A 25,281-nucleotide genomic window follows, 5' to 3' on the forward strand; every position below is an offset into this window, starting at 1 on the left:
TACAGGGTTTCTTTATGGCTGGAATAGGCATTTACACCTAGAAAAATCAAATCAACGTATTTGTCCTCTTTTATATATCAAATATTTTTCGTTATTTAACGTTAGATACTCGAACCCAACCAAGCGACCCCAGTAATGAGCCCAACCGCCAGTGAAAACCTGTTGCAGGATATCGAACAGGAATATACATCCCACCAGGATGCAACTGTAGAGTTGCGTTTCGTGAACTACATTATTGACCTGCTTAGCTTTTACGCTATTATCATTGCCTTAATTTTTTTGATAGCCCTTTCTGCTTATGGCACGAAGGTGTTCCAGGCATTGGAGCGCATGTCGGATATCTCAGATTTTGTATTGGTGCATGTCCTGTATGGTTTCTACATGCTGATCGTGGAAGGCCTTTTCAAAGGCAAGACTTTGGGCAAACTGATCACCCGTACCCGCGTAATACACGAGCGCAACTTCTCCTTTAGCTGGGGTGATGCTTTGCGGAGAGGCGTCATGCGCATGATCCCATTGGAATATGTAACGGGTTGTGTAGGAACTCCATTCCATGATCAGTGGACGGAGACCCGCGTGATCAAAGAAAGAAAGCGATAATATTTTTCCCTGCAGATAGTTATTTGGCCGGACTATTGTCTTTCCAATGCCATAAATGAATACAGGCGTAGGTGCGGTAAGGGCTCCATTTATCAGAAATACGCAACAGGTCCGCCTTGAATTTCTTCTTATCAGTACGCTCCAGTTTGTAGATGCCGATCATGGCATTTTGAATGCCCAGGTCATCGATCGAAAACACATCTTCTCTTCCCAGCGCAAACATCAGGAGCATTTCTACCGTCCAGCGTCCCACCCCTTTTATCTGTGTGAGGTAGGCAATCACTTCTTCATTCTCCATCTTATGCAGCTTCTTGTGGTCCATTCCCTGCTCAAGAGAAAAGCGGGCAACATTGTGCACATAATTGGTTTTGGCATTCGATAAGCCGATACTTCTGAGCGTAGGCAAAGGCGTATCCAGTATCTGTTGTTCTGATGGCTCCTTGCCGTCATATAATTGGAGGAAGCGCTGGTAAATAACATCCGCCACCTTGGTCGACAATTGCTGGCTCATAATAGAAGCACAGAGGTAAATGCAGATATTCTTGCGCTTCTTAAGCGTAAAGCCCTCATGTTTTTCTAGCAGCTTTTTGAAGCGTTTATCTTTACTCAGGTGTTCTTTGTATGGCATAGACTATTTACCTAAATTATGAAATTTGCTGATGCTGTAGCAGCGCAATAGCTTTGCACCATGGCAGAAAGGGAGATCATGATAACATCGGATGGTTCAGTAACCGTAGCCATTCCGGAGCTGAATGTTACCTACCATTCAAAACACGGCGCCATTCAGGAATCCAGGCATGTGTTTATTGAAGCCGGATTAAGACCATTGCTGCACCGGCAGGAAACCCTTTATATATTCGAAATGGGCTTCGGTACTGGCCTCAATGCCTTACTCACACTCATAGAAGCAGAGGACCACCAACAAAAGATACATTACCGATCCGTAGAAGCTTACCCATTGGAAGCAGCCATGGTAGCACGGCTCAATTACTGTGAGCAATTACAACTGCCAGCACTGAAACCGCTTTTTGGGCAACTGCATACCACCCCTTGGGATCAACCCATCCCCCTTACTTCCTGGTTCACTATTCAGAAAGACCACACACTCCTTTTCAACCTTTCAACTTCCCAGCCTTTCAACTTGATCTACTACGATGCCTTTGCCCCGGGCGCCCAGCCGGAATTGTGGACGGTAGAGGCCTTTACCCATCTGTTCAACCTGCTAACAGCAGGAGGCATATTGGTTACCTACTGCTCCAAAGGAGATGTGCGCCGTGCCATGGTAGCGGCTGGCTTTATCGTGGAAAAAATACCCGGCCCGCCCGGCAAAAGAGAAATGGTAAGGGCTATAAAACCAACAGAGGGTTCTGCTCTTTAAGTTAAAGACACTAAAGTTAGTCAGGAGTTCCAAAGCCTGGTCCCTGCAGTCCGTAGCTCACCGCTCGTAGCTGCTTAATCAAACGAATAACTCACCCTGCCGTCTTTCTCATCCTTCAGCAGGATGCCTAGTTGTTGCAACTGGTTGCGGATCTTGTCCGAAGTCGCGAAGTCCTTGCGGCCCCGAGCATCCTTCCGGATCTCGATCAATAGATCCAACACCCCTGTCAGTTTCCCATCCTCATTAGCCGTTTCCCCTTTCAATCCCAGGATATCTTCCAGGTAAGCTTTGAAGTATTGTTTCAGCCGGGTAAAAGTAGCTTGTGAAATAGCCGTTACAGCATAAAGCTTATCCCGCATCGAATTGATCACCGGAAGTATTTCAAACAGGTTGGCCAATACCTTGGCTGTACTGAAATCATCGTTCATGAAATCATCCATCTCCGTCAACAACCTGTTTATCTTGGCGTCTAATTCCTGCTCAAACGCTTCTGTATGCTGTATGCTGTATGCTAAATTCTTCAAGTGTTCATACCCTTCCCACAACCTTTTCAATCCCTTCTCCGCCGCCTGTAGTGCTTCATTGCTGAAGTCGAGCGTGCTGCGGTAATGCGTTTGTAAAATAGAGAACCGGATCGTCATCGGGCTATAAGCCTGTTCCAGCAATGGGTGCGTACCAGCAAACATTTCTGTAAGCTTGATCTGGTTGTTGTACGCCTTGCCCATCTTCTTGCCATTTACCGTGATCATATTGTTATGCATCCAGTAACGGGCCGGTACATGTTTATTGCAGATCGTACTTTGCGCAATCTCACTTTCATGGTGCGGAAACTGCAGGTCCATACCACCGCCATGTATGTCGAATTCAGTGCCCAGGTATTTGGTGCTCATGGCAGAACATTCTATGTGCCAGCCGGGAAAACCTTCTCCCCAGGGACTTACCCACCGCATAATATGCTGAGGCGGCGCAGCTTTCCACAAAGCAAAATCCTGCTTATTCCTTTTCTCATCCTGCCCTTCCAGGTCCCGGGTGGTTTCCAGCTGTTCATCCAATACACGGCCACTTAACTTACCATAGGGATAATGTTCTGCATACTTTTTTACGTCGAAGTATACCGAGCCATTCACTTCATAGGCGTATCCATCGGCCATGATCTTCTTGATCATTTCTATTTGCTCTACAATATGACCTGTAGCCGTAGGCTCAATACTTGGTTCCAGGTTATTGAACTCAAGCATGGCCCAATGAAACAAATTGGTATATTTCTGTACCAGCTCCATCGGTTCCAGTTTCTCCAGCACCGCCTTACTCGCGATCTTGTCTTCCGCTGCACGGCCTTCTTCTTCAAAGTGACCGGCATCTGTAATATTGCGCACATACCTTACCTTATAACCCAGATGCGTGAGGTAACGGTACACCACATCAAAAGTAATATAGGGCCTTGCATGGCCCAGGTGACTTTCTCCACTTACAGTAGGACCGCACACATACATGCCCACATGCCCCGGAGTAATGGGGGTAAACACTTCCTTCTGCCTTGTATAAGAATTCAGGACTTTCAGTTCACTCATAAAAAATCGTTGATATCAATCTGCGAATTATATTAAATGGAAATATTCAGTACGGGCATTACAAAAATAGATTTATCCTGTCACAACAGGACAGAGAAAACAGCGGGAGGGAAAGAATGGGAATGCCATAAGCAAATATAGGGAATTTATTCAGGGGCCTTCAGCTGCAGGTCCGCCAATACCGGGTAATGATCCGAATAGGGAATAGCAAACCGTTTGCATTGAGCCACCTCCAGCCGCTTGTCGGCCATAATATAATCTATCCTGAGCGTGGGGGCCACATCCCGGTAGGTACGTCCGATCCCATTACTGGCTGCTATAAAAGCATCCTGGCGGTCGCCCCGTATATGAAAATAAGTGTAAGAGTTGGGCACATCATTAAAATCCCCGCAAAGGACCACCGGATAAGGACTTTTATCCAGCTGCTCCCGTACAATATCCACCTGGTTGCCGCGGGAGGCATATCCCTGTCGCAGCTTTTTCAATATAGAGCGGGAGGCGTCCAGGATACTGTCATCCGCTGTTCTGATAATGCGCAAGCGCTCATAATCTTCCTTTTGGAACAATACCGATTGCAGGTGCGTATTGAATACCCGTATCGTTTGTCCCGGCACCATAATATCACAAAATATAAGACTTTCTGCAGCCCGTAATTGTGCTGGCCCGGGGTACCTGATGCGCATGCTATCTACAATGGGAAACCGGGAAAAAATAGCTACCCCTACTTCCATAGGGCCGCCCTTGCGGCCATAGTCGATCACTTTATAGAAATAAGGATAATTCATTTTTTGAATATCCTTTAGATTGCTGTAGTTGACTTTATTCGTTTCAAAATATTCCTGGAAACACAGGATATCAGGGTCCTGTTCCTTAATAAAAGCAAGCATCTGCTTGCGGCTTGGGTAGGCTCCCTTGGTAATGCGTTTCTGTTCATCGAACCAGCGTACATTCCAGGTCAGGATGCGAATGTTTTTTTCTTTTTTAGTAGTAGTAAAACCGCCCGGATGAAAACCAATAAGCGCCCGGATATTGCTATACCCCAGTATCAAAGCCGCCAGCGAAAGGAATGCCCAGCGCGATCGGAACAAAGTCCAGAAAAGGAGGCAAATGATCACCAGTATAAGCAGAAAGGGGAATGCAAGGCCCAGCAGCGCAAAGAACCACCATTTTTCAGGATGCAGGAAAGCATTGGCACAGGAAAGCAGGAAGAGTGCTGCTATACCAATGTGAAAAATGATAAAAAAACGCTTCGCGATGGTTCGTATGGCCATGTTTAAATTTACAACTCTTCATCCTCCGAGGCCCGCTTCAAAATTTCTTTTTCTTCTTCTGTCAGGAAGCGGTATCCCTGTTGGTTGATCTTGTCCAATATCTCATCAATACGCTTCTGAGTAATATTGGGAATCTTTTTATAAGGCGGGGTGCCCTTCGATTTATAATGCAGTTCGTCCTTAGCTGTCTTTTTCCAACTCCGCTTATCGGGATTGAACAGGTTATTTACCCAATCAAAAAACCTGTTCATCCAGGCGCTCCAGTCACGTCCCCTGCGCAGTTGGTGTACAAAAATGAAGCCGGTTGCAGCGCCTGCCAGGTGCGCCAGGTGGCCACCCGTATTACTGCCCGTGATCATGGCAAAATCAAGTACCACAAAGATCAGCGTCAGCACCCACAGCGGTATACCTCCATTGATCATGGGGAAAATGCGATAGCCAGGTGCCAGTGCCGTAGTGGCAATAGCGATGGCCATTACCCCGGCCGAAGCACCCAGTAGATGGCTGAAGGGAGCAACCCCTGCCAGCACCGGGATCAGGTTGTAACTGATAACATAAAATACCCCACCAGCCAATCCCCCATAAATAAACAAGGGTATGATCTTCCTGGGGCCGGAAAGGTCCTGTAGAATATAACCAAAGGCCCATAGCCACAGCACATTCCCGATCAGGTGCATCGGCTCTACATGCATAAACATATAAGTGAAGATCGTCCAGGGGCGGCTGGCCAGCGTGCTTAGGTTGGAAGGTAAAACAAACCAGTTGAGGATATCTGCTTCATAAACCGCTTTACTGGTGCCCGACATCCAGTAAACTATCCATAAAAACATAAAAAGACAGAATACAATGGCCAATATAGCCAGCAATAAAACCAATGCATTACCATCCTGGCCAAGCAAAATGCGTTTCCTGTATCGATCTTCCCGCAACACGAAAATATTTTTGGTGAATGTACAAAACCCTGCTCACAACGCCTCTTTGGGGCATTACGATATTGGTAATTATTAGCTATTTAACAGTAGAAAAGCCTTTAAAGTTGTCCTTAGAATAATTTACGCCGGTTTCCTCTTCGATAACTGAAATACACTATCAAAAAGCCTACCAGGCCACCCCCCAGGTGGGCCACATGAGCTACCTGGTCATTCGGGTTGTTTTGAATGGCAGACCAGAGTTCAATTCCGCCATAAATAAGCACCAGCCATTTCATTTTCAAGGGGAAAAGCAGGTAGATCATCACCATATCGTTGGGAAACAGGTAAGCAACACCTGCCAGGATGCCAAAAAGAGCGCCCGAAGCTCCTACCATTTGTCCGGCGGTGGCTGCAGTCTTGGCCTGGTCAACAAAACTTATGATTTCCTGCCCGATTCCGGGTGCATTGGGATTGGCATTCACCAGATTCGTAAACGCGGGATTTACTCCCACCCTGATCCAATCATATTTGCTTAAAAGCATATTAAAATTCCGGGCCGTAGGGTGATCCTGTAAAAAGTTCAGGTCACTGATCACCGGATAGGTTTCCACCAGCGTGGCCAGGCCGCTGATAAGTCCCGCACCGATCCCGCAGATCAGGTAGAAGGTAAGGAACCGCTTAGCCCCCCAAACCATCTCCAGCTTGGTACCAAACATAAACAACCCCAGCATGTTGAAAAACAAGTGCTGGAAGGAGCCATGCATGAAAACATAGGTGAGCAGCTGATGCGGACGGAAGTCCTTGGAGAGGAAATGGTGTTGGGCAAACCATTCATCTACGGGAAACTTATTCTGAAAAGTAATTTGTGCCAGGAAAATAAGACCATTAACGATCAGCAGGTTTTTAACTACAGGCGTTAAGGGCAAAAACATTCGGTTCGGATACACTATAATGCTGTTTTAGATGTTACAAATGTAATGTCTTGGTTTCTGAGCTTTAGTTGCACCACGTTTTCGATATGATGCGTGTGGGGGAACATATCCACCGGCTGTACCCTGGTTACCACATATTTCTCATCCAGCTTATTCAGGTCCCTGGCCTGCGTGGCCGGATTACAACTCACATACACCACCAGCGGCGCTTCCATATCCAATATCTTTTGCACCAGCTTCTCATGCATACCCGCCCTTGGAGGATCCGTGATGATGACATCCGGCTTACCATGATGGGCAAAGAAAGCATCGTTACAAATATCTATAACATCTCCGGCGAAAAATTGTGCGTGCTCAATATTATTGAGGGCCGCATTTTCTTTGGCATCCTCAATCGCCTCGGCAATCACTTCTACTCCTATGATCTTTGCCGCCTGTTGGCTCACAAACAACCCGATACTGCCTGTACCACAATAAAGATCATAAACCGTCTCCTTCCCCGTCAACTCAGCAAAATCACGTGTTATCTCGTATAATCTTTCCCCCTGCCGTGTATTCGTCTGGAAAAAGGACTTAGGACCTATCTTGAAGCGCAGCCCTTCGAGCTTTTCTGTAATATATCCTTTTCCATAATATGCCCGCGGTTGCAGGTCATAAATAGTATCATTCTTTTTAGGATTGATCGTATACAGCAGCGTGGTGATTCCCGGTACTGTTGCCAGCAAATGGTCAAACAGCCTGGTAAGCGCCTCCTGGTCATGGTACCCGAAACACACGTTCACCATCACTTCTCCCGTGGTACAAACCCTGATGATCAGTGTGCGCAGCCAGCCCTGGTGCTCCCGGATATCGTAAAAACTATATCCCTGCTCCATCGCAAAGCGGCGGATCGTATTCTTGATCGCATTGGTAGGCTCCGCCATCAGGTGGCAGGTATTGATATCAATCACCTTATCAAACAGACGCGGCACATGGAACCCCAGCGCGCTCTCCTGGTCGATCGCTGTTGCATTAGCGATTTCATCCGGCAACAGGTAACGGCGGTTGCTGAAGGTGAATTCCAGCTTATTCCTATAGCGCTCAGTGCTTTCACAGCCCGCTATAGCCGCGATGGGTGGTAATTCTACCTTGCCAATGCGCCGAAGGTTTTGCTCTACCTCATGTTGTTTATACTCCAGCTGTTTGGCGTAGGGCAGCATCTGCCACTTACAACCCCCGCAAACACCAAAATGTTCGCAAAAAGGACTTACCCTGTCTTTGGAAAACGCATAGAAATGAACAGCTTTTCCTTCCGCCCATTCCTTTTTGTTCTTGGATAAGCGTACATCCACCACATCACCCGGTACCGCCCCTGAAATAAAAACCACCTTTCCATCTATTTTAGCCAGCGCTTTACCCTCAGCCGCATAATCCTGTACCACCAATTTTTGCAGTACCACATTCTTTTTTCTCATGCCGCAAAGATAACGGATAGCCCCGGAGCATCCAGCTTTTCCACCTAAACCCATATCCCACTTGCCGGCTACCCCTTTCCACTTGCCTCCACGCCTCTGCTCCCTTGCTTCCCTACGTTCTGTATTCTGTCTCCTGTATTCTGTATTCTCTCATAGCTCTTTCTTAATTTTACCCACAAACACATAACCAACCTTTTATGTACTCCACTGGCCAAACCAAATCATTGCAACAGCTCACCATCACTTTACTCGAGAAGGTCACAAAGGATAAAATAAACCCCGCCAATGAGGTGAACGAGCTGAGGGAGGTACTGCGCTTTCATGAATACCGCTATTACATCATGAATGATCCCCTGGTGGCCGATTACGAATATGATCAGTTGTTCAAAGCCCTGGAGAAAATAGAGGCTCAGCATCCGGAGCTCATTACCTCCGATTCACCTACCATGCGCGTGGCCAAAGGCCTTACCAAAGATTTTCCCCCGGCCCCCCACCTCGTACCCATGCTTTCCCTGGAAAATTCCTACAATGAGCAGGACTTGGTCGACTGGGACCGCAAGAACAGGGAGCTGGCCAAAATGGACAATATTGAGTATTGCGTGGAACCTAAATTTGATGGCGCCAGCATATCCCTGATCTATGAAAATGATCTCCTGGCCCGGGGAGCTACCCGTGGAGATGGCGTTCAGGGCGACGAAATAACCACCAATATAAAACAGATACGCTCCGTACCCCTGAGCGCAAAGATCTCAGCCTATGGACTCCAGCAGCTGGAAATAAGAGGCGAAGTATTACTGACAAAAGCCAACTTTAAAAAATACAACGATCAGCTGATCGAACAAAGCCTTGCTCCATTAGCCAATCCACGCAATGCGGCCGCTGGTTCTTTGCGCATCAAAGATCCCAAAGAAGTAAGCAAGCGTAACCTGGAAGCCTTCCTGTACAACATCAGCTACTACGTTACACTGCCCGGAGCCCCCGTTCATAAACTCCTCGAAACGCACAGCGGTTCCCTGGAAATGTTGTGGGAGCTGGGTTTCCGTAGCCCTATGAAAGAAAAGATGGTCTTCAAGGGCATCGATGCTGTCGTAAAGTATTGCCATGAATATGAGCAAAAACGTGATGACCTTCCTTATGAAATTGATGGCATGGTAATCAAGGTCAATAAGGTGGAATTGCAGGATCAATTGGGCATGACTACCCACCACCCGCGCTGGGCCATGGCTTATAAATTCAAAGCCCGGCAGGCCACCAGCAAACTTAAAGCCGTAGAGTTCCAGGTGGGCCGTACCGGTTCCGTGACCCCCGTAGCTAAAATAGAACCAGTGCCCATTGGCGGCGTAACCGTGGGCTCTATTTCCCTGTTCAATGAAGAAGTGATCCGCGAAAAAGACCTCATGATTGGCGATTCTGTACTGGTAGAGCGTGCGGGCGATGTGATCCCATATATAGTAAAATCACTACCCGAGCTTAGAACAGGAAAAGAACAACCCATTGTGTTCCCTACAAAATGCCCCGTTTGTCACGATAAATTGGTCAAGACCGCTGATGAGGCCGTATGGCGTTGTGTGAACATTAATTGCGAAGCACAGGTACTGCAGCGCATTTTCCACTTCACCAGCAAAGATGCCATGGATATACGCGGCCTTGGTGAAGCCATTGTACAGAAGTTTTATGACCTGGGTTTTCTCAAAGACATTCCCGGTATCTACACATTACCATTTGATAAAATAAGAGGCCTCGAAGGCTTTGGTGAGAAAAGTATTACCAACCTCCAGGCCGCTATCACTGCCTCGAAAGAACAGCCGCTGCACAGGCTCATATTCGCACTTGGTATTCGATACGTAGGCGAAACAACCGCCAAAACCCTTGCCCACGCAGTAAAGCATTTGCTTGATTTCGCTCAATTTTCGCTTGAAGAATTACAGGCACTGGAGGACGTGGGACCTAAGGTAGCAGGCAGCATCTACCAGTTTTTCCGTAATCCCGATAACATCAGTATGCTTCAGCACCTGGAGACCTTGGGATTGAAGTTGAAAAATGATAAAAAAGATATAGTCGTTGACGGCAACCTTTCAGGACAAACGTTTTTGTTTACCGGCACCCTGCCTACCCTGAAACGCAGTGAGGCTGAGGCTTTGGTAGAATCCAATGGAGGTAAGCTACAAGGCAGCGTGAGTAGTAAACTCAACTATCTGGTGGCTGGTGAAGAGGCAGGATCCAAATTGGAAAAGGCTAAGAAGATCACCTCCATCAAGATCATTTCCGAGGCAGAGTTCCTGAGCTTGGTTAACCGCTAATTCACATCTTTCTTACAAATGATTTGATTTTCGCATATCTTTCTTTTGTAACTTTAGCCAAAAGGAAAAGGCGATGATAAAAAAACTCCCCAACGAGGTGTGGAAACCTTTACAGTTTCCAGGCTGGAAGCACCTTAGAAAAAAGTATGCGCTGTCGTCACACGGCCGCATAGCCAGCTACACAGACGATGTTATTGAAGATGGTAAATTGTTGCAAGGTTCATTAACTACCGGTTACCGGACGTTGAACCTGCACAGACCCGGAAACAATGGCACCCTCTACATTCACCGTGAGATTGCCAGGCTATTCCTCGGCAAACCTTCGGCGAAAAACAAGTATGTGATTCACCTGAATCACAACAAGCTCGACAACACAGTGAAAAACCTTAAATGGGCTTCACTGGAAGAAATGATCTCTCACCAACAAAACAGCCCGGCTAAGATCGCTTACAAAAAGGTGCAGGCCAACCGCACCGAAGGTCTTAAGCTCAATGCTAACCAGGTGAAGAGCATCAAAAAAGTCCTTACAGACAAGAACCGGAAGATCACCATTAAAAAATTAGCGGAAAAATATGGCGTCAGTGAGATGACGATGTACCGCATTAAAAGTGGTGAGAACTGGGGCAGGATCTAAACCCCGCTACCGGAAAATCTAGTATAAGTGGTGTGTACAGATGTGAGCGAGCATCTACACACCACTTATCTTTTTTGGGCCACTCAATACAGCTCCATACCTTTAAAATAAAAAAAGTATGCTGCTGCCAGCCACCATCAAATTTCTCAAAGACCTCAAAAAGAACAACGATAAATCCTGGTTCGACGCCCACCGCCCCCAATACGAAGCCGCTAAAAAAAACTTCGAACAATTCATTCAGACCGTCATTGATAAACACGGTAAACAGGATCCTACCATTAAAGAATTGACAGCCAAAAGCTGTATGTTCCGTATCAACCGCGACGTTCGCTTTTCAAAAGATAAAAGCCCCTATAAAACCAATTTCGGCGCCAGTATCAACCGCGGTGGTAAGAAATCCATTTATGCCGGTTATTATTTTCACTGCGAACCCGGTGAAGCTTTTGTCGGTGGAGGTATCTGGATGCCCATGCCCCCGGAAGTGAAGAAAATACGCCAGGAAATAGATTACTGCTTTGATGAATTTAAAAAGATCCTGGCCAATAAGAAATTCCGGGACATATATGGAACCTTAGACCAGGGGGAGGAGTATTCCCTGGCCCGGGTGCCCCAGGGCTTTGAAAAAGACAATCCGGCCGCTGAATACCTCAAACTCAAAAGCTGGCTGGCCATGGAACAGCTCAAAGACAGCGACCTGACCTCTGATGCCCTGGTCAAGAAAACCGTAGCAGCCTTTGAGGCCCTGCAACCCTTAGTGACATTCCTCAACCGCGCCCTCGACGAATAAACTCAACGGGTGGGTCGCCTTTCTAAGGCGGCTCACCCGTTGAGTAGTATAAAAAAGCCCCGCCTTTTGGGGCGGGACCGGGAGTATGGCTATACGTTCCCTTTGAATATATTACAACAGGTTTTTGGATACCAGGTACTCCGCAATCTGTACTGCATTCGTGGCAGCTCCCTTGCGCAGGTTATCACTCACCACCCAAAGGTTCAGCGTATTGGGTTGCGTGTCATCACGACGCAGGCGGCCTACAAATACCTCATCACGGTCGTGCGCATCCATCGGCATCGGATATTGTTGTGTTGCTGGTTCATCTACCACCACTACCCCTGGTGCGCTGCTCAACAGGTTTCTCACATCTGTCAGCGTATAGTCATCCGCAAACTCTACATTCACACTCTCACTATGCCCGCCCATTACCGGAATACGTACCGTGGTGGCTGTGACCCGGATAGTATCATCGCGCATGATCTTCTTCGTCTCATTTACCATTTTCATCTCTTCCTTGGTATAACCATTCTCCAGGAATACATCGATCTGCGGAATTACATTCAGGTCAATGGGATATTTATAAGCCATGGGATATTCTCCATTACTGCCTTTTTCTGCTTTGGCGCGTTCTCCCATGAGTTGATCCACTGCTTTCTTGCCCGTACCCGTTACACTTTGGTAAGTAGATACCACAATACGTTTAATATTATATTTCTTGTGCAGCGGATTCAGCGCTACCACCATTTGAATAGTAGAGCAATTCGGATTGGCAATGATCTTATCCTCCTTACCCAATGCATCAGCATTCACCTCCGGAACGATCAGTTTCTTGGTAGGGTCCATACGCCAGGCCGAGGAATTGTCAATGACAGTAATACCGGCTTCCGCAAACTTAGGGGCCCACTCCAGTGAAGTACTGCCACCTGCAGAAAAAATGGCCACAGCAGGTTTGGCTGCAATAGCATCCGTCATACTGATGATCTTGTATTGCTTACCCCTGTACTCAACTTCCTTGCCTACTGATCTTTCAGAAGCTACCGGAAGGAGTTCTGTAACCGGGAAATTACGTTCAGCTAATACCTGTAACATTTTAGTGCCTACAAGACCTGTGGCGCCTACTACTGCAACTTTCATGGTTTGTTGATTGCTTGTTTATAGTTTAACAATAAAGTCCTTGATCGTTCTCGCCGGCATATTGCAAACAAAACGGCCTTCCTGGTGGGAAGGCCGTTTTGAATATCCTGTTATACAAAGCAGTACTCAACCTTCCCAATGTCTGGAATGCTTCTTCGTGCGCTTTGTATGTTTCATTAATTTTTGCATAGCGAGGAGCAAAAGTAGGCAGCAAATACAGAATCCACAAATTTTTATTAAAAATCCATGAAAATACCCACCTCCTCATCAACAATAATAAAACTAACAATCAGTAGCCGCCAAATCAGCAACCTGCCTTTTGCTCGTAGCTTGCTTTTCAACAAATTATTTTATTATATAATGTCTGATGCGTATTTTCATTCTTCCAATCGCGGTTCATGCTAACCGTCATGTCCTTTTGAAAAACTATAATAACCAATGACTGTAAAACTGCTTGCTGTATTATTGCTGGCGCCCATCGCCATGCTTCGTGCACAAACTTCCCGGCCATTTGATATCGTAATGACCGAACTGTTTCCCGATCCTTCACCTCCCGTAGCCCTGCCCAATAATGAATTTATAGAATTGAAAAATGTCTCCGGGCATACCATCAACCTCAAAGGCTGGAAGCTAAGCGATGGCACTGCTACCGCTACCATCCAGGCCAATGTTGATATCGGGGTCGATAGCTTTGTGATCATATGTCCTAACTCAGCAGTACCCCTGTTTTCAACGATGGGCACTACAATAGGCGTCAGTAATTTCCCCTCCCTGAATAATGATGCCGACATCATTACCCTCTATGCTCCCGAGGGCAATACCATACATGCCGTGGCTTACACCGATCAATGGTATCGCAATCCCCTGAAAGCAGCCGGTGGCTGGACCCTCGAAATGGTTGACCCACGCAATCCCTGCACCGGCGCTGCTAATTGGAAGGCTTCTGTTGATCCTCATGGCGGATCACCCGGAAGGGAAAACTCTGTAGCCGGCAACAACCATGATGAAATGCCCCCTGCTTTGTTGAGAACCTATACCATCGACAGCATTACCCTGGTAGCTGTATTTGATGAGTCGCTGGACAGTACTGCTGCTGCTGACCCACACCGGTATACATTGAGCCATACCATAGGCCATCCCGTATCGGCCGTACCATTGGCGCCCCTCTTCCATGAAGTGGTATTAAAACTGGCAGCTCCTCTCAACCCAAACGAAGTATACCAGCTCACAACAAAAGAACTGACAGACTGCAGTGCCAATGCCATCGGTATGATGAACATTGCCAAAGCCGGGCTGCCCGTGCCGGCAGATACCCAGGCCATTATTATTAATGAATTGTTATTTGACCCTCCGTCTGGCGGATCTGATTATATAGAATTGTACAATCGTAGCAGAAAAGTGGTTGATCTTAAACAATTGTATGTGGCCAATCGTTCTGCAGCAGGCGTGTTATCCGGAATGCAGCAACTGTCTGCCGAATCCCGCTTGTTTTTTCCAGGCGAATACATGGTAGTAACCGAAGATGGCGCCTGGCTGCAACAGCAATACAACGTTAAAGACCCTGCTGCTGTGATACAGCTTTCATCACTGCCTTCCCTGCCCGATGACAAAGGCACCCTCGTGCTGATTGATTGGCAGGGAGCGCCAATAGATGAATTGCAATATGACAGGAAATGGCATTTCTCATTGATCACTGATGAGGAGGGCGTTGCCCTGGAAAGAATAGATTATAGCAAACCGGCACAGGATAGCCACAACTGGATGTCGGCCGCTTCTACAGCAGGGTTCGGTACCCCCGGTTACCGCAATTCTCAGTTCAGGGCCGATCTCCAGGCAAAAGGCATGGTCACTATCACACCCACCCTGTTTTCGCCCGACAATGATGGGTTTGATGACTTTGCCACCATCCAATACCAGATGACAGAGCCTGGTTATGTTACCAATATCACGTTCTTTGATGCTTCGGGAAGGGCCGTACGCCACCTGGCAAGGAATGCAACCTTGGGCAGGGAGGGCGTTTTCAGATGGGATGGGCTGGACAATAACCGCCGTAGCCTGCCCGTAGGTACCTATATCATGTACGCAGAAATATTTAATACCCAGGGCAAAACAAAAAAAATCAGAAATACTGTAACATTAATTCGCCGGTTATAACTAATATTAAAAATTAAAACCATCTTCTACATGAAAAAGACATTCTTTTCCATTGCAACCGTATCAGTACTGGCCCTGTTCTCCTGTAAAGACAAAGCGAAAGAGGCCGCTGGTGATACCACTACTACCCCTGCAGCAGAACAATCTACTCCTGCTGCTGAAAACAAGCCTGCTGCCAATGAACCCAAAACCTATAAAGTGACCTTTTCGCCCGACACCGCATTCCTGGGCAAGAAAAAAGAAGCTTTTGTGAAGATTAAAAATGCAAAAGCTGTTGCCCTGCAGGATCCCGATGGCAAATCTGAAGGTATTGAATTCACCTTTGACATTGAAGTGACCAATAAAGCGGCAATGGGTGGTTACAATGTATATTTAGTATCCAGTGAATCCCGGCTTACCCTCGATAATGGCAATAACATCACCCAGGAAACTGGTACCAGTGTGAATGTGGAGCCCGAATCCACTAAAGACCTTTCTTCCGTGGTATATAAAATTCCCAACGGAACCAAACCTACTACACTCAACCTGTTTTATGATGGCACACGCGTAAGTGTGGGAGTTACTCTGGAATAAACTTCGAAATAGTATAAATAAAAAAATGAACCGCTTATTGAAGGCGGAGTAAAAAGAAAAAGGGTGGACCGCCTTCCAATGGCGGCTCACCCTTTTTATAGGGAGTTAGTGATCTTATTAATGCGTAAGCTCTATATCAAAATTCACCAGGCTCACAAACTGCTGGATGCGCTCATCAATATCTGCCTGCGTAATTTCCTTCAGCCTTTCCGGACCAAACTTCTCTACACAGAAAGAAGCCATCGCCGAGCCAACAATAATAGCAGTCTTCATATTCTCAAAGGAGATATCACGCGTACGCGCTATATGACCCATAAAACCTCCGGCAAATGTATCACCGGCCCCTGTAGGATCAAACACCGCTTCCAGCGGCAGCGCAGGCGCAAAGAACACCTGGTCTCCATGGAACAACAGCGCGCCATGCTCCCCTTTCTTAATGATCAGGTATTTAGGTCCCATCTTCATGATCTCTTTGGCTGCCTTTACCAGCGAGAACTGCGCGCTTAACTGCCTTGCTTCACTGTCATTCACCATCAGCACATCTACCAGCTTCAGCGTCTCTTCCAGCTGCGGCATGGCTATTTCCATCCAGAAGTTCATCGTATCCATTACGATCAGCTTGGGGCGCGTTTTCAACTGCGTGATCACCTTTTTTTGGATCACCGGGTCCAGGTTGCCCAGCATCAGGAATTCTGCTCCCTGGTACGATTCAGGCAATACAGGATCAAAGTCAAGCAATACATTAAGGTCTGTAACCAGCGTATCCCGCGTATTCATGTCCATATGATACCGGCCACTCCAGAAGAAAGATTTCTTGTCAGCCACTACTTCCACACCGTCCAGTTCTACCCCTCTTTTTGTCAATTCGTCCATTTCTTCCTTCGGGAAATCGAAGCCTACGATAGACACCTGCTTAATGGGCTGCACAAAATTGCTGGCAGCATAAGCTACATAAGTGGCCGAACCACCTATGATCTGGTCTGTTTTGCCAAATGGTGTTTCAATAGCATCAAAGGCCATCGTACCTACAGAGATCAAAGACATAATGTAATTTGAAGTTTAGAATATTTTATAATGATCAGCGCGCAAACCTACACGAAAATCCGGAGGCTATGAAACCCATGCCTTATTTAATTGTTGCCAATTCAAGCCTGTACCAACACCTGGCCGCCTTTTCCCTCCGGCCGGCGCCATAAAGCCAGCCCTCCAGCTATAATAATCCGGAAAAAAGGCCAAAGCTCATGCTCGTTAGTCTCAATCTTTATCCATTTTATGGATAATTTGGATTTTTTCGCTAACGGGTGTTAGCACTTTTGTTATCTTTGGGTATTATCCGCATATGGCAAAAATTAAAAGCAACAGGAACAGCACCCGCAAAGAAGTGATCATTGCCGAGGCTGCTAAATTGTTTCGTGAAAAAGGTTTCAGCGCAACTTCCATGCGCGACCTGGCCGAACACGTTGGTGTAGAAGCTGCCAGCCTGTACAACCATATCAGCTCAAAAGCCGAAATATTACAGGAGATCTGCTTTAAAGTAGCCAACCAGTTCATGTCCCACATTGAGCAGGTCGATAACAGCCAGCGGTCCGCCATCGCCAAAATTGAAGAGATCCTGCGGTTCCATATCCGCCAAATGGTAGAACACTATGAGGAAGTATATGTGAGCGACCGGGAATGGAAACACCTCACCGAGCCTTACATGCAAAACATGCAAAGCCAGCGTCGTGCTTACCGCCAAAAGATTGCCCTCGTCATTGAAGAGGGCATCCGTAAAGGCGAAATAAAACATATCGATGCCCCTACTGCCGTATTGATCATGCTCCATGCCGTAAGTGGCATTGAATCCTGGCATCGCAGTACCAAAAAGATTGAAGGCAATGTATTGGAAGACAATATGGTCATGATCCTCGTGGAAGGATTGAAAAAATAACTCCGATTGGCTACCCATTTTCATACACTAACCATCGCTGCCGTACAAAAGGAAACCCCCGAATGTATTTCCATTGTTTTTCAGGTACCCGAGGCCTTGCAGCAGGCCTATCAATTTAAACAAGGGCAGAACATTACCCTCAAAACCTCCCTCAATGGCGAGGAAATACGCCGCTCTTATTCCATTTGCAGCAGCCCCTTCGACAATGAACTGCGCGTGGCCATCAAAGCAGTAGATGCCGGCAGGTTTTCCTCCTGGGCCAACAACCAGTTGAAAAAAGGCGATAGCGTCGAAGTCCTGCCCCCCAGTGGCAGATTCTTTACCGAGTTGGCCCCTACCCACAAAAAACAGTACCTGGCTTTCGCCGCCGGTAGTGGCATTACCCCCATTCTATCCATAATTAAAGCCACCCTGGCTGCCGAGCCCCAAAGCCGCTTCACCCTGGTGTATGGCAACCGCAACCGTACCTCCATTATTTTCAAAGAACAACTGGAAGCCCTTAAAAACCGGTACATCGACCGTTTTACCCTCCACCATATCCTGAGCAGGGAAAAAACCGACGCAGCTGTGAACCATGGCCGTATTGACAGGGAAAAATGTATACAACTCGAAAAACTCATCCGTATGAAAGACATGGACGAGGTTTTTATATGCGGACCCGAATCCATGATCTTCTCAGTAAAAGAATGGCTCGAAGAAAAAGGGATAGAAAAAAAGAAAATACATTTTGAGCTGTTCTCTACACCTGGAGAGGGAAATCAGGTATCTGACCTTCGGACCTCAGTCTCCGGACCCCCGACTCAGGCCTCCGGCAAAATGAGTCAGGTAACCGTTAAGCTCGATGGCATTGCCTTTGATTTTGATTTGAAATATGATGGTCAGCCCATCCTCGATGCAGCACTGCAACAAGGCGCCGATCTTCCCTTTGCCTGCAAAGGCGGTGTATGCGCCACCTGTCGTGCTAAGCTGATCGAAGGCCAGGTGGAAATGGATATTAATTATGCCCTGGAACCCGAAGAAATAGAACAGGGCTTCATACTCACCTGCCAATCCCACCCCCGCACCGAAAAAGTGACCGTCGATTTCGACGCCCGTTAACCGGATTCACCCTTTTTGTCATCTCGGATCTTCCTTCTTTGTCATCTCGAACGAAGCCCCCTTCTTTGTTATCTCGAACGAAGCCACTCTTCTTGTCATCTCGAGGGAAGCCACCCTTCTTTGTCATCTCGAACGAAGCGTAGCGCAGTGAGAGATCCGCTATCGAAGCAAACGTGTATTCTTCAGTATCCTATATCCTGTATTCTGTATTCTTCATTGCCTTATTTTTGATCCATGCAACAGATCCAAAACATCATTTTCGACCTCGGAGGCGTACTCCTCAACCTCGACATGCAGAAAACAGAGACTGCCTTCACCGAAATGGGCGTGAAGAACTTTAAAGACCTTTTTGCATTGGGCCATGCCGCTTCCTTCTTCAGGGAATATGAAGTGGGCAGTATCAATGACGATGAATTTATTACTGCTTTACAAAACCTGGCAGGCATTCGGGCCGAACGGGCTGCGGTGATTGCTGGCTGGAATGCCATGCTGCGCGATTTTCCGGCAGAACGCATTGAATTGCTCATCCGCCTGAAAAAGAACTACAGGATCTTCCTCTTCAGTAATACCAATGCCATCCACCTCACCGCTTTTCAGAAAACTTACAGTGATGCATTCGGCGGAAACCTCCTCGATACCCTTTTTGAAAAAACCTGGTATTCACACAACATCAACCGGCGTAAGCCCGATGTAAAAGCATTTGAATATGTGCTGCAGGATGCACAGCTGCTACCCCACGAAACCTTATTCATTGATGATGCCCTCGTCAATGTGGAAGGAGCCAGGGCTGCCGGTATGCAAGGTTACCACCTCGAACCCGGTAAAACAGTGCTGGAAATAGGTGAAAAATTACTCTCTTGAGCTATCCGCTATAAAAACGTAGACAAGAGGTAGTGAACAATTTACGCCAATAAGGGCTCGTAGCTCGCAGCTCAAAGCTCGCAGCTTGTTTTCTCACTTTATCTCTTCGAAATCAATATAATCACCCGATTTTTCCTGGGGGGCGGGCGTAGGCCGTTGCTGGGCCTTGGCGGATGACTGGAATGGCTGTTGCTGTTGATGCGACTGGTTTTGAGCCTGGTGCATATTGTGTTGGAATTCTCTCACCTGCCGCCTCATTTGTCGCGAAACCTTGAAAATGGGCAACAGGAAGTTGAATACAAACCTGTACACGAAATAACCAAGCAATATCCAGAGAATAACACGTAACATAATATTTGCAAATGTACTATCTAAAGATTGAAATAACTGTTAAAGACTACAACAACCCAGCGCCGGGTTTTGTTGAATAAAGTGCCTGATCGTGAGGTGCCAAAGCCCAAAAAAGCTCCGCAACCCCAACTCAGCCTTACAACTCACAATTGACCACTCACCACCCACATATTCAGGATTTGGAGTGAATATATTATTTACCTTACATTTGCATTGGAAAAAGATGAAAAGAGAAGGGAACGGGGTCCGTTCCCTTCTTTATTTCCTATGCTGGTTATGATTATGGACACCCAAGTTTCGACGATTGAAAAAATGGTGTTGGATATATTGGCCGACGATCCCGTACATTTCCTGGTGGAAATAAGGATCAAGCCCACCAACAATGTAAAGGTCTTCCTCGACGGAGACAACGGTATTACAATTGAAAAATGTATTAGCATTAACCGCGCTTTATACAAAAAACTGGAAGAGGCTGCTATTTTCCCCGGTGATGACTTTTCCCTCGAAGTCTCCTCACCCGGACTGGATGAGCCCCTCAAAATGTTTCGCCAGTATAAAAAAAATGCGGGCAGGCTTGTAGAAGTATTGCTGAAAGATGGTATCAAAGTAGACGGAAAGCTGCTCGAAGTGCATGACACGGAGATTGTAATAGAAGAGACCAAAGGAAAGAACAAGAAGAAAGAAGTGATTTTGCACCGCTTACCTTTTGACACAATAAAATCAACTAAAATTCAAATAGTGTTTTAAGCCCCGGAGGCTCGTCCCCTGCAATCCCCTATACGGCGAAAAGAAGAGGACCCATATTCCGGTGAACAAGTTTAAAAATGTAGTATATGGCAAGTATTAACCTGATTGAGGCTTTCCAGGAGTTTAAGGAAGCGGAAAATATTGACCGTCCCACAATGATGAAAGTGGTAGAAGACGTGTTTAAAACATTGCTGCGCAAGAAGTTTGGCAGCGATGAAAATTTTGACGTTATCGTAAACGCTGAAAAGGGTGACTTGGAAATCATGCGTCGCCGTACTATTGTGGAAGATGGCTCTGTACAGGACCCCCTCGCAGAAGTGGCCTACAGCGAAGCCGTGAGAGTAGCCCCCGACTTTGAAGTGGGGGAAGAATTATATGAGGAAGTGAATATCCTCGATTTCGGTCGCCGCGCCATCCTGGCTGCCAAACAAACACTGGCCAGCCGTATCAGTGACCTCAAAAAGAACGTACTTGTTAAAAAATATGGTGACCGTGTAGGCGATATCATCAGCGCTGAAGTATACCAGGTATGGAAAAAAGAGATCCTTATGCTCGATGAAGAAAGCAATGAGCTGATCTTACCCAAATCTGAGCAAATACCCCAGGATTACTTCAAAAAAGGAGAAAATACCCGCGCCGTAGTAAAGAAAGTAGAACTAAAAAATAACTCACCCGTCATCATCCTTTCCCGTACTTCTCCCTCTTTCCTGGCTAAATTGCTGGAAATTGAGGTGCCGGAAATATTTGATGGCTTGATTGTTATCAAAAAGATCGTTCGCGAACCCGGTGAAAGAGCTAAAGTGGCTGTAGAATCTTATGATGACCGTATCGATCCCGTAGGTGCCTGCGTAGGTATGAAAGGTAGCCGTATCCATGGTATCGTACGCGAATTGAAAAATGAGAACATCGATGTTATCAACTGGACCAATAATATTCAACTCCTTATCCAGCGGTCATTAACGCCCGCAAAAATTACCAGCATGGAGCTGGACAACGAAAAGAAGCAGGCAAATGTCTACCTCAAGCCCGACCAGGTATCCCTGGCAATCGGTAAAAAAGGGGTAAATATTAAGCTGGCGCAGGAGCTAACTGGTTACAGCATAGACGTTTATCGTGATACCGAAGGTGAACCCCAGGAATTCGACATCGACCTCGAAGAATTTAGCGACGAGATCGAAACCTGGATCATCGATGAGTTCAAGCGCATCGGTTGCGATACCGCCCGCAGCGTACTCGACCTGACCGCCGAAGAGCTGGAACGCAGAACCGACCTGGAAAGAGAAACGATCGACGAAGTACGGAAAGTGTTGAAAGCAGAGTTTGACAAAGAATAGTTGAGATGTTGAGCAGGTCAAAAGAAGTTTAAACCATGCAGTTGGCCTAATTTGTGGCACATTTGCAAAGTATATTCAGGAAATGATTTTATGACGCCTGAAGATTGATGAACTTTTATGACCTTTATTGCCTGTTTGACTGATTAATTTTCATTGCCAGACAGCAAACAAAACAAAAAATTGTCTTACAATAACGAATGGCAGAATTATTAACACCCAGATTAATGGCCGCGGCCAAAGAGTTTAACATCGGTAAAGAAACACTGGTGGACTTTTTGGTGGGCAAGGGATTTGACAAAGACGAACTGAAGCCTACGTCAAAACTGTCGGAGGATATGTATCGTGCTTTGCAACAGGAGTTCCAGAGCGATAAGGTGGCGAAGCTGAAGAGTGACCAGATCGATCTTCCAAAAGGAAGCCTGGAGGCCAAGAAAAAGAAAGAAGAGGAAACCATTGTATTCAAAAAAGATACACCGGCTCCTAAAAAAGAAGAAGAAAAGAAGGAAGAGAAGAAAGAAGAATTGCCCCCTCAGCCGCCTGTAGTGGTAGAAGAGCCCAAAGTGGTAGCCCCGCCGCAACCCGTGGTGGAAGAGCCTGTTCAACCTGAGGTGATAAAAGCCGAAGCCCCTGAAATAGAAGGGCCTAAAGTATTTGACAAGATCGATCTTTCTGCCATAGACTCTTCTACAAGGCCTAAGAAAAATGTTAAGAAGAAAGAAGAAGAGATAAAGCCAGAGCCGCAGCCCGAAGAAAAAGTAGAGCCGCCCGTTGTAGCAGAAGAATCAAAGCCGGAAAAGAAGGAAGAGAAGGAAAAAGAATCAGAGCCGGTTAAGGAAAAAGAGGTCGTGGCCGAAGTACCCGAAGTTGTAGTCGTGGAGACCAAAGAAGAACCTAAGGCGCCTGTAGCACCAGTAATTGAAGAAAAAGAAGAAACCGGACCCGTTATAGAAAATATTAAAGCCGAAAAACTGGAAGGCCCCAAGATCCTCGGCAAGATCCAGTTACCAATAGGTGGCGACAATCGTCCCAAGCTGCAAAGTCAGCAGCCCCAGCCCCAGAATCAGGGCGGCGCGGCAGCAGGTGCCAACAGCGATGAAAAACGCAAGCGCAAACGTATCCCCATTGAAAAGAAGGATACCCAAACCCCGCAGCAACGTGCTCAACACCTGTTCAAAAAGCCCGAAGGAACCCAGCAACGCCAGCAGGGCGGTGGACATGGCCAGCAAGGCCATGGCGGTCAGCAAGGCCAGGGTGGTGGTCAGTTCAGGGGTGGTCAGAACCGTGGAGGCCACAGCGGTCCCCGGCCAGGTCGTCCCACCATTACTCGCGAGCCTAAAGAGATCAACGAAAAAGAGATCCAGAATAAAATACGCGAAACCCAGGCCAAACTGGCCGGTACCGGTGGTCGCGGTAAGAGCCTGAAAGCTAAATACCGTCGCGAAAAACGCCAGGAACATGCCGATCAGGGCGCCGATGATATGCAGGACAACAAGCTGCAGGTGACCGAATTCATCAGTGTAAGCGAACTCGCTACCCTCATGGATGTCAACTTTGCAGAAGTGATCAGCAAGTGTATGAGCCTCGGCCTGATGGTGTCTATTAACCAGCGCCTGGACGCAGAAGTAATTGAGCTCGTAGCCAATGAATTTGGATATGATGTCGAATTCATCGATATGGAGAAGCAAATGGAAATGGAGGAAGAGGAAGAAGAAGACAATGAAGAAGACCTCCTGCCACGCGCCCCCATTGTAACCATCATGGGTCACGTTGACCACGGTAAAACATCTTTGCTCGACTATATCCGTAGCGCCAATGTGGTGGCCGGTGAGTCCGGAGGTATTACCCAGCACATCGGTGCCTATGAAGTTACCCTGGCAAATGGCAAAAAGATCGCCTTCCTCGATACCCCGGGTCACGAAGCGTTCACCGCCATGCGTGCACGTGGTGCCAAAGTCACCGATATTGCCGTGATTGTGGTAGCCGCCGATGATGCCGTAATGCCACAAACCCGTGAGGCCATCAGCCACGCACAGGCTGCCAATGTGCCCATGATCTTTGCGATCAATAAAATCGATAAAGACGGCGCAAATCCCAAGAAGATCTATGAACAACTGGCTGGCATGAACCTCCTCGTGGAAGAATGGGGTGGTAAATTCCAAAGCCAGGAACTGAGCGCCAAAAAAGGCCTCAACGTAGACATTCTCCTCGAAAAGATATTGCTCGAAGCCGAATTGCTGGACCTCAAGGCCAACCCCAACAAGGGAGCCAGTGGTACCATCATTGAAGCTACCCTCGATAAAGGCCGTGGTTACGTGGCCACTGTACTCGTACAGAATGGTACCCTCAAACAGGGCGACCTGGTTGTATCCGGTCAGCACTTTGGCCGCGTTAAAGCCATGTTCAATGAACGTAACAAACGCGTGGACGACGCACCTCCATCTACACCAGTGCTCATCCTGGGGCTGAACGGTGCTCCGCAGGCTGGTGAGAAATTCAAAGTGTATGTCGATGAGGCCGAAGCCAAAGAAGTGGCCAACCGCCGCGCACAGATCCTGCGTGAACAAGGTATTCGTACCAAGAAACATATTACCCTCGATGAGATAGGTCGCCGTCTGGCACTGGGCAACTTTAAACAGTTGAACCTCATCATCAAGGGCGACGTGGATGGTTCCGTAGAAGCCTTGACCGACTCATTGCAGAAACTGTCTACCCAGGAGATCGTAGTGAGCGTTGTATTGAAAGGCGTGGGTGCCATCACAGAAAGTGATGTACTGCTCGCCACCGCTTCCGATGCCATCATCGTTGGTTTCAACGTACGTCCATCAGCACAGGCAGCACGCCTGGCAGAAGGCGAGGGCGTGGAAATCAAACTGTACTCCATCATCTACAACGCTATTGATGAGATCAAGAGCGCCATGGAAGGGATGTTGGAACCCAAAATACAGGAGAAGATCATCGCCAATGTCGAAGTGCGCAACGTATTCAAATTTGATAAAGCTACCGTGGCTGGATGTTATGTACTCGATGGAAAGATCCTGCGTAACTCGAAGATCCGCGTTATCCGCGACGGTATCGTTGCCTATCCCAAAGGCGAAGGCCAAAGCGCCGAACTCGCCTCACTCAAGCGCTTTAAAGACGATGTCAAAGAAGTTCCCTCCAATATGGAGTGCGGCCTGACCGTGAAGAACTTTAGTGATATTCAGGTAGGTGACATCATCGAAGCCTTTGAAGAAGAAGAAGTTAAAAGAACATTATAAAAAATAAGCAGTGGGTCAC

At 47.1% G+C, this 25,281-nt stretch carries 22 protein-coding genes; 13 read left to right on the plus strand and 9 right to left on the minus strand.

The window, feature by feature from the left end; all coding sequences use genetic code 11:
* The first annotated feature begins 135 nt into the window (after positions 1 to 135).
* Positions 136 to 600, plus strand: coding sequence for an RDD family protein (locus D3H65_RS24240; RefSeq protein WP_119052782.1), 465 nt, complete (start codon positions 136 to 138; stop codon positions 598 to 600).
* Positions 601 to 619: 19 nt separating this feature from the next.
* Here the strand turns inward: D3H65_RS24240 and D3H65_RS24245 are convergent, their stop codons facing one another.
* Positions 620 to 1,228 (minus strand): DNA-3-methyladenine glycosylase family protein, encoded by a 609-nt coding sequence (locus tag D3H65_RS24245; RefSeq protein ID WP_119052783.1) that lies wholly within the window; start codon positions 1,226 to 1,228, stop codon positions 620 to 622.
* 60 nt (positions 1,229 to 1,288) lie between these two features.
* Between D3H65_RS24245 and mnmD the strand changes: the two genes are divergently transcribed.
* Positions 1,289 to 1,978, plus strand: a complete 690-nt coding sequence (gene mnmD / locus D3H65_RS24250) for a tRNA (5-methylaminomethyl-2-thiouridine)(34)-methyltransferase MnmD (RefSeq protein WP_119052784.1) — start codon at positions 1,289 to 1,291, stop codon at positions 1,976 to 1,978.
* Between the two features lie 74 nt (positions 1,979 to 2,052).
* On the opposite strand, the gene cysS is transcribed toward mnmD, so the two are convergent.
* The 5 genes from cysS to rlmD all read right to left on the minus strand — a co-directional run bounded on the left by cysS (position 2,053) and on the right by rlmD (position 8,117).
* On the minus strand, positions 2,053 to 3,549 hold the full coding sequence (gene cysS, locus D3H65_RS24255) for a cysteine--tRNA ligase (protein WP_119052785.1): 1,497 nt from the start codon (positions 3,547 to 3,549) through the stop codon (positions 2,053 to 2,055).
* Positions 3,550 to 3,695: 146 nt separating this feature from the next.
* Positions 3,696 to 4,820: an endonuclease/exonuclease/phosphatase family protein gene (locus tag D3H65_RS24260; RefSeq protein WP_119052786.1), complete on the minus strand. Its 1,125-nt coding sequence runs from the start codon at positions 4,818 to 4,820 to the stop codon at positions 3,696 to 3,698.
* Positions 4,821 to 4,828: 8 nt separating this feature from the next.
* A complete protein-coding gene (locus tag D3H65_RS24265; RefSeq protein ID WP_162915793.1) occupies positions 4,829 to 5,650 on the minus strand; it encodes a rhomboid family intramembrane serine protease in 822 nt (273 codons plus the stop codon).
* 212 nt (positions 5,651 to 5,862) lie between these two features.
* On the minus strand, positions 5,863 to 6,663 hold the full coding sequence (locus tag D3H65_RS24270) for a rhomboid family intramembrane serine protease (RefSeq protein WP_119052788.1): 801 nt from the start codon (positions 6,661 to 6,663) through the stop codon (positions 5,863 to 5,865).
* Between the two features lie 14 nt (positions 6,664 to 6,677).
* Complete coding sequence (gene rlmD / locus D3H65_RS24275; protein WP_119054642.1) at positions 6,678 to 8,117, minus strand: 23S rRNA (uracil(1939)-C(5))-methyltransferase RlmD; 1,440 nt, start codon at positions 8,115 to 8,117, stop codon at positions 6,678 to 6,680.
* 197 nt (positions 8,118 to 8,314) lie between these two features.
* Here rlmD and ligA point away from each other — a divergent pair, with 197 nt between their 5' ends.
* The 3 genes from ligA to D3H65_RS24290 all read left to right on the plus strand — a co-directional run bounded on the left by ligA (position 8,315) and on the right by D3H65_RS24290 (position 11,838).
* On the plus strand, positions 8,315 to 10,417 hold the full coding sequence (gene ligA, locus D3H65_RS24280; RefSeq protein WP_119052789.1) for an NAD-dependent DNA ligase LigA: 2,103 nt from the start codon (positions 8,315 to 8,317) through the stop codon (positions 10,415 to 10,417).
* 73 nt (positions 10,418 to 10,490) lie between these two features.
* The gene (locus D3H65_RS24285) at positions 10,491 to 11,051 is read left to right on the plus strand and encodes a helix-turn-helix domain-containing protein (RefSeq protein WP_119052790.1); all 561 of its coding nucleotides are present in this window, start codon (positions 10,491 to 10,493) and stop codon (positions 11,049 to 11,051) included.
* Positions 11,052 to 11,169: 118 nt separating this feature from the next.
* Positions 11,170 to 11,838: a DUF2461 domain-containing protein gene (locus D3H65_RS24290; RefSeq protein WP_119052791.1), complete on the plus strand. Its 669-nt coding sequence runs from the start codon at positions 11,170 to 11,172 to the stop codon at positions 11,836 to 11,838.
* Between the two features lie 111 nt (positions 11,839 to 11,949).
* On the opposite strand, the gene D3H65_RS24295 is transcribed toward D3H65_RS24290, so the two are convergent.
* Positions 11,950 to 12,957: an aspartate-semialdehyde dehydrogenase gene (locus D3H65_RS24295; protein WP_119052792.1), complete on the minus strand. Its 1,008-nt coding sequence runs from the start codon at positions 12,955 to 12,957 to the stop codon at positions 11,950 to 11,952.
* A gap of 438 nt (positions 12,958 to 13,395) precedes the next feature.
* Here D3H65_RS24295 and D3H65_RS24300 point away from each other — a divergent pair, with 438 nt between their 5' ends.
* Positions 13,396 to 15,111, plus strand: coding sequence for a lamin tail domain-containing protein (locus tag D3H65_RS24300; RefSeq protein ID WP_119052793.1), 1,716 nt, complete (start codon positions 13,396 to 13,398; stop codon positions 15,109 to 15,111).
* A gap of 30 nt (positions 15,112 to 15,141) precedes the next feature.
* Positions 15,142 to 15,684 carry a hypothetical protein gene (locus D3H65_RS24305; protein WP_119052794.1) on the plus strand — a complete coding sequence of 181 codons (543 nt, stop codon included), beginning with the start codon at positions 15,142 to 15,144 and terminating at the stop codon, positions 15,682 to 15,684.
* Positions 15,685 to 15,801: 117 nt separating this feature from the next.
* On the opposite strand, the gene D3H65_RS24310 is transcribed toward D3H65_RS24305, so the two are convergent.
* On the minus strand, positions 15,802 to 16,728 hold the full coding sequence (locus D3H65_RS24310) for a PfkB family carbohydrate kinase (protein ID WP_119052795.1): 927 nt from the start codon (positions 16,726 to 16,728) through the stop codon (positions 15,802 to 15,804).
* A gap of 295 nt (positions 16,729 to 17,023) precedes the next feature.
* On the opposite strand from D3H65_RS24310, the gene D3H65_RS24315 reads away from it, so the two are divergent.
* The 3 genes from D3H65_RS24315 (at position 17,024) to D3H65_RS24325 (ending at position 19,573) form a co-directional block, all read left to right on the plus strand.
* Complete coding sequence (locus tag D3H65_RS24315; protein ID WP_119052796.1) at positions 17,024 to 17,614, plus strand: TetR/AcrR family transcriptional regulator; 591 nt, start codon at positions 17,024 to 17,026, stop codon at positions 17,612 to 17,614.
* 6 nt (positions 17,615 to 17,620) lie between these two features.
* On the plus strand, positions 17,621 to 18,712 hold the full coding sequence (gene paaE, locus D3H65_RS24320) for a 1,2-phenylacetyl-CoA epoxidase subunit PaaE (RefSeq protein WP_119052797.1): 1,092 nt from the start codon (positions 17,621 to 17,623) through the stop codon (positions 18,710 to 18,712).
* Between the two features lie 234 nt (positions 18,713 to 18,946).
* Positions 18,947 to 19,573: an HAD family hydrolase gene (locus tag D3H65_RS24325; RefSeq protein WP_119052798.1), complete on the plus strand. Its 627-nt coding sequence runs from the start codon at positions 18,947 to 18,949 to the stop codon at positions 19,571 to 19,573.
* A 93-nt stretch (positions 19,574 to 19,666) separates the two neighbouring features.
* Here D3H65_RS24325 and D3H65_RS24330 read toward each other — a convergent pair whose 3' ends face one another.
* Positions 19,667 to 19,924, minus strand: a complete 258-nt coding sequence (locus D3H65_RS24330) for a DUF4834 family protein (RefSeq protein WP_119052799.1) — start codon at positions 19,922 to 19,924, stop codon at positions 19,667 to 19,669.
* Between the two features lie 282 nt (positions 19,925 to 20,206).
* Between D3H65_RS24330 and D3H65_RS24335 the strand changes: the two genes are divergently transcribed.
* The 3 genes from D3H65_RS24335 to infB all read left to right on the plus strand — a co-directional run bounded on the left by D3H65_RS24335 (position 20,207) and on the right by infB (position 25,262).
* Positions 20,207 to 20,671, plus strand: coding sequence for a ribosome maturation factor RimP (locus tag D3H65_RS24335; protein ID WP_119054643.1), 465 nt, complete (start codon positions 20,207 to 20,209; stop codon positions 20,669 to 20,671).
* A gap of 86 nt (positions 20,672 to 20,757) precedes the next feature.
* Positions 20,758 to 22,005: a transcription termination factor NusA gene (gene nusA / locus D3H65_RS24340; RefSeq protein WP_119052800.1), complete on the plus strand. Its 1,248-nt coding sequence runs from the start codon at positions 20,758 to 20,760 to the stop codon at positions 22,003 to 22,005.
* Between the two features lie 197 nt (positions 22,006 to 22,202).
* Positions 22,203 to 25,262 (plus strand): translation initiation factor IF-2, encoded by a 3,060-nt coding sequence (infB, locus tag D3H65_RS24345; RefSeq protein ID WP_162915794.1) that lies wholly within the window; start codon positions 22,203 to 22,205, stop codon positions 25,260 to 25,262.
* The last annotated feature ends 19 nt before the right edge of the window (positions 25,263 to 25,281 follow it).

It is taken from the genome of Paraflavitalea soli (assembly GCF_003555545.1).
GTDB lineage: Bacteria > Bacteroidota > Bacteroidia > Chitinophagales > Chitinophagaceae > Paraflavitalea > Paraflavitalea soli.

Bases quoted from the DNA above. Each gene is read 5' to 3' on its own strand.
- infB (WP_162915794.1), top strand. From the start codon at position 22,203: ATGGCAGAATTATTAACACCCAGATTAATGGCCGCGGCCAAAGAGTTT.
- D3H65_RS24295 (WP_119052792.1), bottom strand. From the start codon at position 12,957: ATGAAAGTTGCAGTAGTAGGCGCCACAGGTCTTGTAGGCACTAAAATG.
- D3H65_RS24310 (WP_119052795.1), bottom strand. From the start codon at position 16,728: ATGTCTTTGATCTCTGTAGGTACGATGGCCTTTGATGCTATTGAAACA.
- rlmD (WP_119054642.1), bottom strand. From the start codon at position 8,117: ATGAGAAAAAAGAATGTGGTACTGCAAAAATTGGTGGTACAGGATTAT.
- D3H65_RS24305 (WP_119052794.1), top strand. From the start codon at position 15,142: ATGAAAAAGACATTCTTTTCCATTGCAACCGTATCAGTACTGGCCCTG.
- D3H65_RS24335 (WP_119054643.1), top strand. From the start codon at position 20,207: ATGGACACCCAAGTTTCGACGATTGAAAAAATGGTGTTGGATATATTG.
- D3H65_RS24285 (WP_119052790.1), top strand. From the start codon at position 10,491: ATGATAAAAAAACTCCCCAACGAGGTGTGGAAACCTTTACAGTTTCCA.
- D3H65_RS24240 (WP_119052782.1), top strand. From the start codon at position 136: ATGAGCCCAACCGCCAGTGAAAACCTGTTGCAGGATATCGAACAGGAA.
- mnmD (WP_119052784.1), top strand. From the start codon at position 1,289: ATGGCAGAAAGGGAGATCATGATAACATCGGATGGTTCAGTAACCGTA.
- cysS (WP_119052785.1), bottom strand. From the start codon at position 3,549: ATGAGTGAACTGAAAGTCCTGAATTCTTATACAAGGCAGAAGGAAGTG.
- D3H65_RS24245 (WP_119052783.1), bottom strand. From the start codon at position 1,228: ATGCCATACAAAGAACACCTGAGTAAAGATAAACGCTTCAAAAAGCTG.
- D3H65_RS24300 (WP_119052793.1), top strand. From the start codon at position 13,396: ATGACTGTAAAACTGCTTGCTGTATTATTGCTGGCGCCCATCGCCATG.
- D3H65_RS24265 (WP_162915793.1), bottom strand. From the start codon at position 5,650: ATGTTTTTATGGATAGTTTACTGGATGTCGGGCACCAGTAAAGCGGTT.
- nusA (WP_119052800.1), top strand. From the start codon at position 20,758: ATGGCAAGTATTAACCTGATTGAGGCTTTCCAGGAGTTTAAGGAAGCG.
- D3H65_RS24290 (WP_119052791.1), top strand. From the start codon at position 11,170: ATGCTGCTGCCAGCCACCATCAAATTTCTCAAAGACCTCAAAAAGAAC.
- D3H65_RS24270 (WP_119052788.1), bottom strand. From the start codon at position 6,663: ATGTTTTTGCCCTTAACGCCTGTAGTTAAAAACCTGCTGATCGTTAAT.
- D3H65_RS24315 (WP_119052796.1), top strand. From the start codon at position 17,024: ATGGCAAAAATTAAAAGCAACAGGAACAGCACCCGCAAAGAAGTGATC.
- D3H65_RS24260 (WP_119052786.1), bottom strand. From the start codon at position 4,820: ATGGCCATACGAACCATCGCGAAGCGTTTTTTTATCATTTTTCACATT.
- D3H65_RS24330 (WP_119052799.1), bottom strand. From the start codon at position 19,924: ATGTTACGTGTTATTCTCTGGATATTGCTTGGTTATTTCGTGTACAGG.
- D3H65_RS24325 (WP_119052798.1), top strand. From the start codon at position 18,947: ATGCAACAGATCCAAAACATCATTTTCGACCTCGGAGGCGTACTCCTC.
- ligA (WP_119052789.1), top strand. From the start codon at position 8,315: ATGTACTCCACTGGCCAAACCAAATCATTGCAACAGCTCACCATCACT.